This is a genomic window from Collinsella sp. AF36-3AT, from assembly GCF_003475205.1.
GTDB lineage: Bacteria > Actinomycetota > Coriobacteriia > Coriobacteriales > Coriobacteriaceae > Collinsella > Collinsella aerofaciens_AF.
In genome coordinates this window covers 450,242-463,171 of the sequence record NZ_QROZ01000001.1, presented here as the reverse complement: position 1 = coordinate 463,171, position 12,930 = coordinate 450,242, and the positions used below count along the sequence as shown (strand labels likewise).

14 protein-coding genes are annotated in these 12,930 nt (G+C 59.4%); 9 read left to right on the top strand and 5 right to left on the bottom strand.

The features are described from left to right. Positions 1–47: 47 nt before the first annotated feature. From DW003_RS02035 to DW003_RS02015, 5 genes are all read right to left on the bottom strand, one after another. The gene (locus tag DW003_RS02035; protein ID WP_118387232.1) at positions 48–812 is read right to left on the bottom strand and encodes an amino acid ABC transporter ATP-binding protein; all 765 of its coding nucleotides are present in this window, start codon (positions 810–812) and stop codon (positions 48–50) included. A gap of 36 nt (positions 813–848) precedes the next feature. Further along, positions 849–1,682 (bottom strand): amino acid ABC transporter permease, encoded by an 834-nt coding sequence (locus tag DW003_RS02030; protein ID WP_117775915.1) that lies wholly within the window; start codon positions 1,680–1,682, stop codon positions 849–851. Continuing rightward, positions 1,679–2,338: an amino acid ABC transporter permease gene (locus DW003_RS02025; RefSeq protein WP_006234894.1), complete on the bottom strand. Its 660-nt coding sequence runs from the start codon at positions 2,336–2,338 to the stop codon at positions 1,679–1,681. The genes DW003_RS02030 and DW003_RS02025 overlap by 4 nt, the downstream gene beginning before the upstream one ends. A 138-nt stretch (positions 2,339–2,476) precedes the next feature. Continuing rightward, positions 2,477–3,472: a glutamate ABC transporter substrate-binding protein gene (locus DW003_RS02020; RefSeq protein ID WP_117785902.1), complete on the bottom strand. Its 996-nt coding sequence runs from the start codon at positions 3,470–3,472 to the stop codon at positions 2,477–2,479. Positions 3,473–3,928: 456 nt separating this feature from the next. Further along, the gene (locus DW003_RS02015; protein ID WP_117584136.1) at positions 3,929–5,710 is read right to left on the bottom strand and encodes a 1-deoxy-D-xylulose-5-phosphate synthase; all 1,782 of its coding nucleotides are present in this window, start codon (positions 5,708–5,710) and stop codon (positions 3,929–3,931) included. Positions 5,711–5,938: 228 nt separating this feature from the next. Between DW003_RS02015 and DW003_RS02010 the strand changes: the two genes are divergently transcribed. The 9 genes from DW003_RS02010 to DW003_RS01975 all read left to right on the top strand — a co-directional run bounded on the left by DW003_RS02010 (position 5,939) and on the right by DW003_RS01975 (position 12,919). Then, positions 5,939–6,496 carry an HD domain-containing protein gene (locus DW003_RS02010; RefSeq protein WP_117802883.1) on the top strand — a complete coding sequence of 186 codons (558 nt, stop codon included), beginning with the start codon at positions 5,939–5,941 and terminating at the stop codon, positions 6,494–6,496. 3 nt (positions 6,497–6,499) lie between these two features. Beyond that, positions 6,500–7,519 (top strand): putative ABC transporter permease, encoded by a 1,020-nt coding sequence (locus DW003_RS02005; RefSeq protein WP_233545451.1) that lies wholly within the window; start codon positions 6,500–6,502, stop codon positions 7,517–7,519. Between the two features lie 198 nt (positions 7,520–7,717). Further along, the gene (locus DW003_RS02000) at positions 7,718–8,221 is read left to right on the top strand and encodes an ammonium transporter (RefSeq protein ID WP_118387230.1); all 504 of its coding nucleotides are present in this window, start codon (positions 7,718–7,720) and stop codon (positions 8,219–8,221) included. Positions 8,222–8,239: 18 nt separating this feature from the next. After that, the gene (locus DW003_RS01995; protein ID WP_099432138.1) at positions 8,240–8,578 is read left to right on the top strand and encodes a P-II family nitrogen regulator; all 339 of its coding nucleotides are present in this window, start codon (positions 8,240–8,242) and stop codon (positions 8,576–8,578) included. 74 nt (positions 8,579–8,652) lie between these two features. Continuing rightward, positions 8,653–9,315 (top strand): TetR/AcrR family transcriptional regulator, encoded by a 663-nt coding sequence (locus DW003_RS01990; RefSeq protein ID WP_158548909.1) that lies wholly within the window; start codon positions 8,653–8,655, stop codon positions 9,313–9,315. A 100-nt stretch (positions 9,316–9,415) separates the two neighbouring features. Next, entirely contained in the window at positions 9,416–10,678 is a 1,263-nt protein-coding gene (locus DW003_RS01985) for an MFS transporter (protein ID WP_118387226.1), read from the top strand. 115 nt (positions 10,679–10,793) lie between these two features. Continuing rightward, complete coding sequence (locus DW003_RS01980) at positions 10,794–11,651, top strand: HAD-IIB family hydrolase (protein WP_118387350.1); 858 nt, start codon at positions 10,794–10,796, stop codon at positions 11,649–11,651. A gap of 156 nt (positions 11,652–11,807) precedes the next feature. Further along, entirely contained in the window at positions 11,808–11,933 is a 126-nt protein-coding gene (locus DW003_RS10090; RefSeq protein ID WP_255413571.1) for a hypothetical protein, read from the top strand. A 275-nt stretch (positions 11,934–12,208) separates the two neighbouring features. Continuing rightward, a complete protein-coding gene (locus tag DW003_RS01975) occupies positions 12,209–12,919 on the top strand; it encodes a TetR/AcrR family transcriptional regulator (RefSeq protein WP_118387224.1) in 711 nt (236 codons plus the stop codon). Positions 12,920–12,930: the final 11 nt, after the last annotated feature.

Sequence of the window (12,930 nt, the reverse complement as noted above, 5' to 3'; positions counted from 1 at the left end):
CTGCTTTCGAGTTTGGATGGTCATGGCGAGCGGATATGGCAATTGGGCTAGTGGCCCTTGATGGAGTTGAGGAAGTCCTGGGCACGCTTGGTCTGGGGATGGTCGAAGAACTCGTCGGGCGTGCCGGTCTCTACAATCTGGCCATCGGCCATAAACACGACACGGTCGGCCACGCGGCGGGCAAAGTTCATCTCGTGCGTAATGACGATCATCGTCATGCCCTGCTGCGCCAAGCGCACCATGACCTCGAGCACCTCATTGATCATCTCGGGGTCGAGGGCACTTGTGGGCTCGTCAAAGAGCATGGCCTTGGGCTGCATCGCGAGCGAACGGGCGATGGCCACGCGCTGCTGCTGGCCGCCCGAAAGCTGTGCGGGAACCTTGTCGGCCTGCTCGGCCACGCCTACGCGGCTCAGCAGGTCCATGGCGCGCTCGCGGGCCTCGTCCTTGGAGACGCCCAGCACATCGACCGGTCCCAGCATGACGTTCTGCAGTACCGTCATATGTGCAAACAGGTTGAACTGTTGGAACACCATGCCCAGCTCGGCACGCATGCGGGCAAGGTCTCTGCCTTCCTGCGGCAAGGGCTCGCCCTCGATGAGGATCTCGCCCGAGTCGATGGTTTCCAGGCGATTGATGGTGCGGCACATGGTCGACTTGCCCGAGCCCGAGGGGCCGATCACGACGACGACCTCGCCGCGGTCGACCGAGAGATTGATGTCGTTGAGGACGTGCAGATCGCCGTAGTGCTTATCGACGTGCCTGAGCTCGATCAGCGGCTGATTGCCGGTGAATGAGGTGCTCTGTGCCATGATGCTCGGCTCCTTATGACTCGAAATGGTAAATCGTTAGCGGATGATGGTCGCGCCGGTCTTGTGCGAAACGTAGACGGCGGCCTTGTTGATCGCGACGTTGATGAGGATATAGATGACCGCGATCACCAGGTAGACCGACACGAGGGCATCGTAGTTGGTAATGAGCACGCGGGCATTTTGCATGAGGTCGGGGTAGCTCACCACGTAGGCGACGGTGGTGTCTTTGACGACGACCACAAGCTGCGAAATCAATGACGGAATGATAAACCGAATAGCCTGCGGCAGCACGATTTTAAAGGTGATTTTAGCTTTGGAGAGACCGAGCGCCTGGGCGGCCTCGACCTGGCCGCGCGGCACGGCGTTGACGCCGGCACGGAAGATCTCGGCCAGTACGCCGGCCGCAGCGAGCGCGACGGGAAGCGTGAGCATCCAAAACGACGGCAGCGCGATCTTGTACTGGGGCAGCACCAAAAAGAAGAAGTAGATGAACAGCAGGCTCGGCACGCCGCGGAAGAAGTCGGTGAGCACGCGGCAGACCAGCTGTAGCGGTTTGATGTCGCTGGTGCGGCCGAGCATAAGGGCCAGGCCCAGCACCAGCGCGATGGCGCCGGCGGTGAGTGCGACTTTAACGGTGCCCTCAAAGCCGGCAAGCAGGAACTTCCAGGTGGTGAGGTGCGTAAAGAAATACCAATAGTGAACCGAAAGCTGGCCGGTCACATAAAAGCGCTGCAACACAAGGGCAACGAGTGCGACGACGGCAACCAGCGAGATGGCGGTGCCGATGCGAATCTTGGCGCGCATCTTGGGGCCGGGAGCCTCGTAGAGCGCATCGCGCATGGTGAGCGCGGGAGAGGAGTGCTTGCTCATCGGAGGATCCTCACCTTCTTATCGATGTAGTTGCCAATGTGGCTCACCACAAAGGCCGTGCCCAGGTAGCCGAGCGCCGAGATAAAGAACGCGGCGACGCCGCCGAGCGAGCGCGTGTTGATATAGCTCACCACGCCGGTGAGCTCCTGCGGTTTAAGCGGCACCTGACTACCGAGCGCGGTGGTGAGCATGACGGCGATAAAGAGGTTGGTCATGGGCAGCACGCTCGAGCGCAGTGCCTGCGGAATCACGATCTTGGCGAGGATGCGGTTGAAGCTCATGCCCAGCGAGCGGGCGGCTTCCACCTGGCCGACGCCGACGGTGTTGATGCCGCTCATAAAGTTCTCGGAGCCAAAGGCAGAACCCAAGAGCACTGTGGCGACGATAACGCAGGTGCGATAGGGCAGGACGACCTTGAGCGGCGGCAATGCGTAGACGACGATGATGAGCAACGCAATGCCGGGGATGTTACGGAAGACCTGGACATACAGGTCGCCAAAGACGCGCAGCGGCTTGAGCGGCGACACGCGCATCACGGTGACGGCGACGGCCAGCACCATGGCGATGGCAAACGACTCAAGCGTCATGCCCCAGGTTGCGAGCAGCGCGTCAATGTAGTTCTGGCCATAGAGCGACCAGAGCTCGGAGAGACTCATGCGGACCTCCCGCCGATAAGGAAAGGGGCTCCCGTGTGTACGGAAGCCCCGACAACTCAGTGAAGAAACAGTTTAGCGCAATAAAGCGCACCGTGCGTTTCCGTATGGTTTCGTTGCGGCCGTTACTAGGCGCGTTGCCTAGGCGCCGATCTCGGGCAGCTCGGGAACATTGGTGTCACCCGTGCGGTCACCGATGCAGATCTGCCACAGCTCGGTCCAGGTGCCGTCGTCCTCAATCTTCTTAAGGAAGTCGTTAACGAAGGCGACGCCGTCGGAATCGAGCGGCAGGCCGATGCCATAGGGCTCCTTGCTGCCGAAGGGCTTGCCGGCGATCTTATACTTACCGGGCTCGCGGACTAGGGCGCTCTGCTGCATGTTGTTGTCGATGACGTAGGCGTCAACGCGACCCTGCTGGAGTGCCTGGCGGGCCTCCTCGTCGGTCTTGAACTCCTGCTGGCTGGCCTTGGGAGCGAGCTCCTCCAGGATGGCAGGGCCGTTGGAGCCGGACTGGACGGCGACGTTCTTGTCGGCCAGGTCGTCGACGCTCTTGATGTCGTCGTTGTCGGCGAGCACCAGGATGGCCTGCTGGGTGTAGTAGTAGGGACCGGCAAAGGAGACGAGCTTCTTGCGATCGTCAGTGATGGTGTAGGTGGCAAAGACGGCGTCGACCTGGCCGTTCTGCAGGACGGACTCGCGCGTGTCCGAGGTCACCTGGGTGATCTCGACCTTGTTCTCGCCCAGAATGTAGTTGGACAGAAGCTGTGCGATACCGGCATCGAAGCCGCGGGTCTGACCGTCTTTCTCGTTGAGGAGGGAGAAGAGCGTGGAGGTCTGAACGCCACCGATCTTAAAGACACCGGCGTCCTTGACGGCCGTGGCCCAGGTGCTGGCGGCGATGGCATCGTCATCGGCCTTGGGGCCGTTGTCGACGAGCTTGTCGAATGCCTTAGCGTCGAGCGTGGTGGAAGCCTCGGCATCTTCGGAGCTCTTGGAAGAGCCGGCGGCGGAACCCTTGTCGGCCTCGGCGCTGGTGTCGGAGCAGCCGGCAAGACCAAGGCCGGCGACGGTTGCGAAGGTGGCGGCGACGAAGCCGCGGCGGTCGAGAACGACCTGCTGGGAGAGGTTCTTGCTCATGGTAGAACACCTTTCTCAATAAAATCCCTAGCGGTTGAGTAGAGTTATACCCTATCGCGCTCAAATGGGTCAACACGAAATAACTCAGAAACATACTTACCTTATGGGTTATTCAACCTACCAAAAAGGGACAGGCACCTTTGTGGTGGTTCTGGCCGATGCAGCGGCATGCCTTGCTGTTTTGTCTCGATCTGTAACATCTGCAGCCATTTTTGCCGAGTAACTGTTACAGATCGAGATCATCTCCTTAGGGGGATTCGAATGTCTCGATCTGTAACAGTTAGGCGGACAAAAGCTCCCTTTCTGTTACAGATTGAGACAAAGGTCAGGGGCAAAGACGGTTTGTCTAGATCTGTAACAGTTAGACGGGAATTCGGGCCCTAGATGTTACAGATTGAGATAATCGCGCCGCGAAAATAAAAACCTCCGCAGGGGTGCTTCCCTTGCGGAGGTTTTTTACTCGTTAAGTAGCCTAACGGCTTCGGCGGCCATGTTCTCGGCCGTCATGCCGTTCTGAGCGAGCAACTCGTTGGGGTCGTAGCGGTCGGGGAAGCCCTTGGCGATGCCAAAGGTGCGCGTGCGCACGGGCGTGCAGGCCAAGTAGCACGCGACGCGCTCGCCCCAGCCGCCGTCCAAGATGCCGTCTTCGAGGGTGACGACAACGCGATGCTTGGCGGCAAGGCTGTCGAGGAACTCGCGGTCGAGCTCGGTTGCATAGCGCGGGTTGACGAGCGTGGCCTCGATGCCGTACTCGGCAGTCAGACGGTTTGCCACGCGCTCGCCCAGCTCAAAGAAATCGCCAAGCGCGAGCACGGCCACGTCGCGACCCTGGCACACCACGTTGTAACGAACGGCGCCGTAATCGGCGTCCTCGGCAGGCGCAAGATCGGGGCGGCTTACCAAGCCAATGCCCGGCACGCGAATCGCCACGGGATGCTCGCGGTGGTCGAGCGACCAGCTCAGCATGGATAGGTATTCCTCCATGCAGGAAGGCGCCAGGTAACGCATATTGGGGAGAGCGCCCAGCATAGAAATATCAAAGAACGAAAGATGCGTCTCGGATGTGGTGCCAAAGATCGATGCGCCAAACACCAGGATGGTTGCGGGGACATCGTTGAGGCACAGGTCGTGCCACAGCTCGTCGTAGGCGCGCTGCAAAAACGTGCCGTACACACCAAAGACTGGCTTGGCACCCGAGCGCGCAAGCGCGGTGGCAAAGGTCACGGCGTGCTCCTCGGCAATGCCCACATCGACGAACTGTTTGCCGGCGGCGGCGCGAAGCTCGGGTGTAAAGCCCATGATGTAGGGCGTGGCGGCCGTGATGCCCACGACCTGCGGATCGTGCTCGATGGCGGCGCTGAGCGCCTCGCCCGTAATGTCGGCATAGGTGCGCGGCGCAGGCTCGCTCGGATGGCCCGGGCAGAGCTTGCGCCCAGTCGCCATGTCAAACGGACCCACATGATGCCAGCGCTCGGGGTCGCTCTGGGCTGGCTCAAAGCCCTTGCCCTTTGCGGTGGAGACGTGCAGCACGATGGGATGATCGATATCGCGCAGCTCCTGCAGCGTGTCGACCAGGGCCAACACATCGTTGCCGGTGTCCAGATAGCAGTAGTCGAGCCCCATCGCGCGGAAAACGTTGCGCTCACAGGTGCCGTTGCTGGCGCGTAGCTCGGCCAGATTGCGATACAGGCCACCGTGGTTTTCGGCGATGGACTGGTCGTTATCGTTGACGATGATGATCAGGTTGCTGTCGAGCTCGGCGGCATTGTTAAAGCCCTCAAACGCCAGACCGCCCGAAAGCGAACCGTCGCCAATGATGGTGATGACGTTGTACGCATCGCCCGCCAGGTCACGAGCGTGCGCCAAGCCGCAGCCCAGGCTCACCGACGTGGAGGTGTGGCCCATGGCGAACAGGTCGTGCTCGGACTCGTCAGGATTGGCAAAACCAGAGGCCTCGCCGTAGCGTGCCGGGTCGATATAAGTGTACGCGCGCCCAGTCAGCGCCTTGTGGGCGTAGGTCTGGTGCGAAACATCAAAGACAATCTTGTCGATGGGGGAGTTAAACACGCGATGGAGCGCAACCGTAAGCTCAACGACGCCCAGGTTGGGGGCAACGTGCCCGCCGACGGCGGCGGAGCTTTCGAGGATGGCGTGGCGGATCTCGCCGCAGAGCAGCGGAAGCTCGGCGCGATCGAGAGCCTTGACGTCCTCGGGCGTTGTCGTTTGCGTAAGCAGCATCGTTGTGGGTTACTCCATGCGAATCGTGCGCCGGCACTCCCTCGGCCGGCACAATTGCACAAGACAGTCTCGCACATTTTGGCGTTTGATATGTGACGGCGGCGCGGTAATTCGCCAACTGGTGGGGCAAAACGTTTTGTCCGATGCCATACTGGTAAATTCGATGATGATTTTATTCATTGCGCGCAGGCCGCGGCTTGCCGCCGAGCGCCGCTGGAAGGAGGCAGCATGTCTGATGCCGTTCGTGCCGAGAAAATCGCGCACGAGGTCGACTATGCCGCCCGTCAGCTGGCCCAGGCGGGCCGCTTGGACCTGACGCACGAGTTTATCCAGCATGGCGACGTGACGGTGTATGCGCATGTGATTTCGGTGGCGCGGGCGAGCCTGTCCTTTGCCGAGTGCTTGGGCCGTGCTGGCATTTCGGTCGACCGTGCCTCGCTGTTGCGCGGGGCCCTGCTGCACGATTACTTTCTCTATGATTGGCACGACCCCGATCCGAGCCATCGACTGCACGGATTTCGGCATCCATTTTTTGCCCTGGCGCGTGCCGAGGAAGATTTTGAGCTGACGCCGCGCGAGCGGAATATCATCGTGCGCCATATGTTTCCGCTGGTACCGGTTCCACCGACGTGTCGCGAGGCATGGATTGTGTGCCTGGCCGATAAATGGTGCGCTCTGTGCGAGACAGTCGCCGGCCGTCTGCCGCGCAAAGGCGGCGCGAACGATTTGAACGAGGGCACGAGTGACGGTTCGAGCAAAGATTCGAGCGAGAAGAGGAGAGGGTAGACGGTGGAAACCGCGATCGACATGGCATTTGACGGCGCGACGCTTGCCGCCTGTCCGCTCTCGGCGCTGATGCTCTCGTTTGCCTTCTACGGTTTTTGCGGCTGGGTGTGGGAGTCGACAGTCTGCGCCATGCTCAACCACGGACGCTTTGCCAACAGCGGTTTTTTGCTGGGGCCGTGTTGTCCTATCTATGGTGTGGGCGGCATAGCCTGCTGGCTTTTGCTGCGTGGGATTCCGGATGCCTCGAGCCAGTTTGTTGCCGCGGCGCTCGTATGCAGCGTGATTGAGTACGGCGTAGGCGTTTTGTTGGAAAAAACAACAGGTGCGCGCTTTTGGGATTACTCGCACCTGCCGTTTAACCTGCACGGACGCATCTGCCTGTACTGGGCCTGCGCGTTTGGCTTGGGCGCGTTGTGCATTTGCCGTTTAGTGGAGCCGGCATTGCTGGGGTTGCTTGGCCATCTGCCGGTGCTGATTGTGCGGTTGTCCGCCTTTATCGTCGCGGTCGCGATGATGGTTGACGCGGTGTGCTCGTTGGCGAGCTGGCGGCGTCTGTCCGATCAGCTGGAGCGCGTGCGCGCCGACCTTGCCGACCGCATCAACGAGTCGCTTGCCGATGCCTCGGACTCAATGCTCGAGCGCATTCCCGAATCGACGATTGACTCGGTGACACAGACGCACATCCGCAGCCGTGCCGTTAACGCGTGGCTGGCCGAGCTGGGTGACGCCGCGCTCGATGCCCTGCGCGAGAAGGCTTCGATGCCGACGTTTATCGCGGATGGTGCTCGCGGCCTGGCACTCGCTGCCCGCCGCGTGGCCGATGCCGCGCCGAGCATGCCGCGTCCGTCACTCAGTCGTCGCCTTGCCGGCAAGCGCATGAGCCGTCCGGTGCCGAGCGTGTCGCTCAGCCGTCGCGACCTGCGCTTCTTTAATGCCTTCCCGCGCTTGCGCATCAACCGCTACGAGGGCGTCATCCGAGCCACCGACCTTCGCGACCGAGCCCGCGAGCTGTTCCGGCGCTAGCTGGGACGGGCGCGCTCACGGCTCCCTTGCTTGCGTATTTCCCGTTCGTTTCGCGCCCGTTGCCGCGCCGTTTCCAAGATTGCGGCACCGTTTCCATTCGACAACGCAGCGTTTAACAACGCCGTATCTGGTCTACACCAGTTGCCCCTCGGCCGCATTATGGGCGCCGACAACGTCCATGCGACCAAGGGGGAGCGAATGTACGATACGGGATCGACAACGTTTATGCTCATCTGCACCATGCTCGTGTTTTTAATGACACCGGGTCTGGCGTTTTTCTATGGCGGCCTGTCCAGGCGCAAAAATGTCATCAACACCATGCTTATGTGCTTTGGCGCTATTGGCCTAGTTGGTGTGCTGTGGATTGTTGCCGGCTGGTCGCTGGCCTATGGTGGTCACGCCGGGCGCGGGCTTTGTCGGGCCATGGGCAGCGCGCTCACGGGCCTGTTCTGCGTGCCGGAACTCTCGTGGACCGGTAAAGGCGGCCTGCTCTATACGGGCGACGCGTCGCTGCTTGTTTCGCAGGTCCTGGGCATTATGGTGACGGTCGCTATCGTGCTGGTGCTCGACGTAGTGATCGCCGCAGTGGTCAAGGAGCTGTTCCACGGCAGCCTGCGCGTGGACGAGGCCGACGAGGCGCTGGGCCTGGACGCGAGCCAGCACGGCGAAAGCGCATATCCATCGTTTAGTGGCTTGGATTAACAAAGGGAGTGATTTGGCATGAAAAAGATCACGGCTATCGTGCGCCAGGAAAAGCTTGAGGTTCTCAAAGACGCACTATTTGCTGCCGATGTTCGCGGCATGACCATCAACCAGGTGCAGGGCTGCGGCGCACAGCATGGCTGGAAGGAATACGTGCGCGGCAACGAACTGCTCGTCAATACCATCCCCAAGGTGCAGTTCACCCTCATCTGCGCTGATGAGCACGTTGACGGAATTGTCGACATCATCTGCAATGCCGCCCGCACCGGTGCCGTCGGCGACGGCAAGATTTGGGTCGAGCCGGTCGAAGAAGTCATCCGCATTCGCACCGGCGAACACGGCCCGGCCGCGGTGTAGAATCGACCGTCTGCCATCCGCAACGTTAAAATGCTGCAATGAGGCATAAGGCTTGCGTTGCGGATGGGCGGATTATGGGTCGCAATAAATATCCCGAGGAGACGGTCGCGAAGATTCTCGACGCGGCACTGGAGCTATTCTGCGCACAGGGTTATGAGGGGACGAGTATTCAAGATATCGTTGACCGTCTCGACGGCATGACCAAGGGCGCTGTCTATCATCACTTCAAGAGCAAAGAAGAGATTTTCAACGCCGCGTTTGATCGGGCGATGACTCCGATTGTTGAGCACCGCCGCTCGATGCTTGGCGTCGGTAATATGACCGGAGCCCAAAAGCTCAGGCGGCTGTACGCGCCCGAGTCCGTTGTTCCGCAAATTGAGCTATGGGCACGCATGCATCCTGCGGCGGATCCGGTAAAAAGCTCGCGTCTACTGGCGATGCAGTACCAGGGCTCGTTTGACGAGTCAGCCGATGGCTGTCTCTTGCCAGTGATCGAGGAGGGCATCGCCGACGGCTCCATTGCGTGCGAATGCCCGCGCGAAGCGGCGGAGGCCGTATCGTTGCTAGCGAATCTCTGGCTGCTGCCGCTGTTCCGTCCGCTCGAGCCCAAGGAGCGAATGCTCGCTCGTGCACAATGTCTGGCGCAGATGGCCGCTGCGGTGGGACTCGATTTGGGCGAGGAAGTGCTCCAGACAACGGCACGGATTTGGGACGTATGGGACCGCGCTGGGTGGTAATATAGATACCAACGGTATGTAATTGATTTGTGAGGGTAGCCACGGCTGCCCTTTTCAAGTCATTAAATACATACTAGTGGTATGTATAGGGGGTGGGCTTATGGCTGGGCTGAGAGACGTCGGCGTCTCGTTGAAATCAAAAACAGTGCGGTCAATCAGGCTCGCGGAACTTCTGGTTGCGCAGCTGTGCACGTATTCGATGCTGTCGGCGCTGTGCTTTGCGTATCCGCTTTACTTGTTCGATTGCAGCGGATCGTCAACGTTATATGGCGCCGCCGTGGCGATAGCGTTCATACCCGGCGTACTCGCAACTCCGATTGGCGGAATCTTGGCGGATAGGGGAAGACATCGCGAGGCCCTCGTGGCCCTCGGCATTGCTCTGATGACTGCATCACTGCTGTCTATCCCCATGAAGCACTCATTGCCTCTTGCGGTCGTCGTAGTAGCGATACTTTGTGTTCAATATGGCGCTCAATCGCTGCTAAAGCCAATACTCCAAATTGAGACGGTGCGCATGGCGGGTGAAAAGAAGGTTGAGCGGGCCACTGCATTGGTTTCGCAGGTGACCATGGTGAGCAATATCTTGGGTCCTGTGGTCGGGACGGCAGTCTATGGGTGCTTTGGCATCGATGCTCTTTGCACAATCGCGTCGGTGGCGTTTGCGATTTCAGCTCTGTTGTTTGGTGGCGTACTCAAGCAAAATGCCTCATCTGAAACGATGGGAGACGGCGCGACTCGTACGACATGCCGAAACGATTTTCGGGAGTCGATTCGGTATCTGTTGCAAAATGCATCATTGGTCGCTGTGATTTTGCTTGCGGCAGTTTTGAACCTTGCGTTGGTTGGGCTAACGATTGGCGCTCCCATTATTGTTACAAAGCATCTCGGCATGCAATCGTCCTGCGTTGGGATAGTTGAGGTTGCTCTGGGCCTGGGTGGTCTTACCGGCAGTGGCTTGGTCGGCATTTGGCCGCATCGTTTTTCTTTCAATGGCATATGTCGATATGTTGCGATGATCTGTTTTGGAGTCGCACCGATCATTGTCACGCTACTGTTCGGCGCAGATGTATGCGTGTTCACCGTGTTTGCGGTTGGTTCGGCATGGGTCATGGTGTGGGCAGCCATTGCGTCGGTTGAAATCATCGCGTTTGTTCAGCGGGCAGCGCCGACTGAGCTCTGCGGAAAAGTGCTTTCGGTCGTTTACATGGTCCTTTCCTGCGCAATACCTATCGGCCAATTGACGTACGGGGCTGCATATGATCGATGGACACCGGCGATTGTATTCGCAGGCATGTTGGCGGTGCTGACGTTGACGACGGCTCTGTTTTATCGGCTGAAAAATCGATTGCGGCGATTGTCTTAACGCGCTGGGGCACCGTGAATTTGTGAAGGCGGTGGTACGCCGCGCCGGGACGGCATTGTTCGGACATGCCTCTCCTTCGTCTACAATATCGGGCAGACGAAGGAGAGGCATGTTCATGATTAAGATGTTCGCGAGTGACTTAGACGGAACGCTGCTGAACGCCCTGCATGAGGCGGATGGGACCATCCGCCGTGCCATTCGTGAGCTGACCGAGGCTGGTCTGCATGTGGTTCCCGCGACTGGACGCTCGACGTTGCCGATCGGCGAGCATGGCTTTACGGGCCTGGCGCTTGACGCCTGCTGCTCCAACGGATCCATCGTGCGCGACAGCCATGGCGAGGTGCTCAAGACTTGGACCATCGATCCGCAGGTCACTGAGGAACTGCTCAAGGCGTTCCCGGACATTTGCTTTGATTGTTCCACGCCCGATGGCATGTACTCGAGCGGTTCGTTCGAGATGCATCAGGCGGGCTTTAAAAAGGACAGCCCCATCAAGCGTATTGTGATGCGCGGTATGCGTGCACGTGGCGGGTATCACGAGGAACAGTATTTTGACCAGTCGATTGGCGACATCCTGCGCCACGATGTGTGCAAGATCAACTGTCGCGTGACCTCACCCGAGCTGGAGCGTGACCTTAAGGCATATTTGGCCGAGCGATCGGACCGCGTGGTCAACGCGCCGTTCGATCCGGTGATGTTCGAGATCACGGACGTAGCGTGCAACAAGGGCGAGAGCGTGGCCTGGTTGGCGGGCTACTACGGTATTGCCGAGGACGAGGTCGCGGTCTATGGAGACGGCGGCAACGACATCGCCATGCTCAAGCGTTTCCGCCACAGCTACGCGACCAAAAACGCTAGCGATGCAGCTAAAGCCGCCGCGAGCGCGACCATCGGCAGCTGCATGGTCCACGCCGTCCCCAAACACATGCTCGCCACCATGCGCAAGCAAAACTCCCGCACCGTCATCGAATAATGTGACAAAGGGACAGCCCCTTTGTCACAGTGGGGACTAGCTTCTTTAAACACGAACATATATTCGCATATTTAACTGCGCTTTGATAGAATTGTTGCTGTTGGCGGCAGTTCCATGTGCCGGGCAGCGCCCTCCATCTGATGGGAGGTGATGCCCATGACCGATTTGATTGATTTCGTGAGGCTCCTGACCGCATTGGTCTCGCTTCTTACGACGCTTATCGGACTTTCCGAGGCACTCAAGCAACGCTCGAAGCAACGAAAGAGGGGTCGCCGCCGCTAAGGCGTTGACCCCTTAAACCAAGCAACGGCGCTGCCCAGCTAACCACAACTTGGGCTGCCGTCGACACTATTCTACCCATGAATGCCATTTTGAACAATCGGTAATACCGCTCCAAAAGCCAGGCACAACTGGCACAACCTAGGCGGTCACTGGATGCGACAAAGGGATAATCCCTCTGTCACATCCCAAATATTGCCTTTACGTGTTGATGCACACGGTGTGCAATAATACTCGCACTGTGCAATAGCGCACGGACTGAGTAACAAGGAGGACGCTTGTCCCAGCTCGAGAAATGCGATCGCCGGTCCCTTCGCTCGCAGCGTGCCCTTCGCCAGGCACTTGCCAACGAGCTTGCCGAAAGCGGCGACCTTTCGCGCATTAATGTCGCGTCGCTCACCGAGCGCGCTGGCCTTACGCGCCGCACGTTCTATTCGCACTACCGCGATATCCCCGACTTTATCAATCAAATCGAGGACGGCTTGCTGGCCGAGATCCGTGAGCGCATTGAGCTCATCACCGCAGCTCAGTTGCCCGATCTCTATCACAACATCGATGAGCTCGAGCCGGCGCCCGGTTCGGTTGAGCTGCTGCGTTATCTTGCAGCCAACCGCGACTTAATCGGCGCGCTGCTGGGTCCGGGCGGCGACCAGGCCTTCATTAAAAGGATTATCGACACCGCGCGTGAGGCCGTAGTGCCGCGTGCGCAGACGGGCATTTTGGGCCTGGCGCTGGGCACGTTCTTTGACTACTACGTTACCTACGTCGTGAGTGCCGAGGTCGGCATGATTCAGCGCTGGTTTGAGCGTGGGCTCACCGAATCGCCTGAGGCCATGGCGCGCATTATGACGGTGCTCGCTTTTGTGCGCCCCGGTGACCTGTATGGCCAACCCATCGATATCAACGTGCCGGAATACGGCATGAAGCTATTGAACTTGCAGCTCGAGGATGCGGTCGACACCGCCGCAACCGTCGAGTCCAACAACTAAGAGGAGAGACA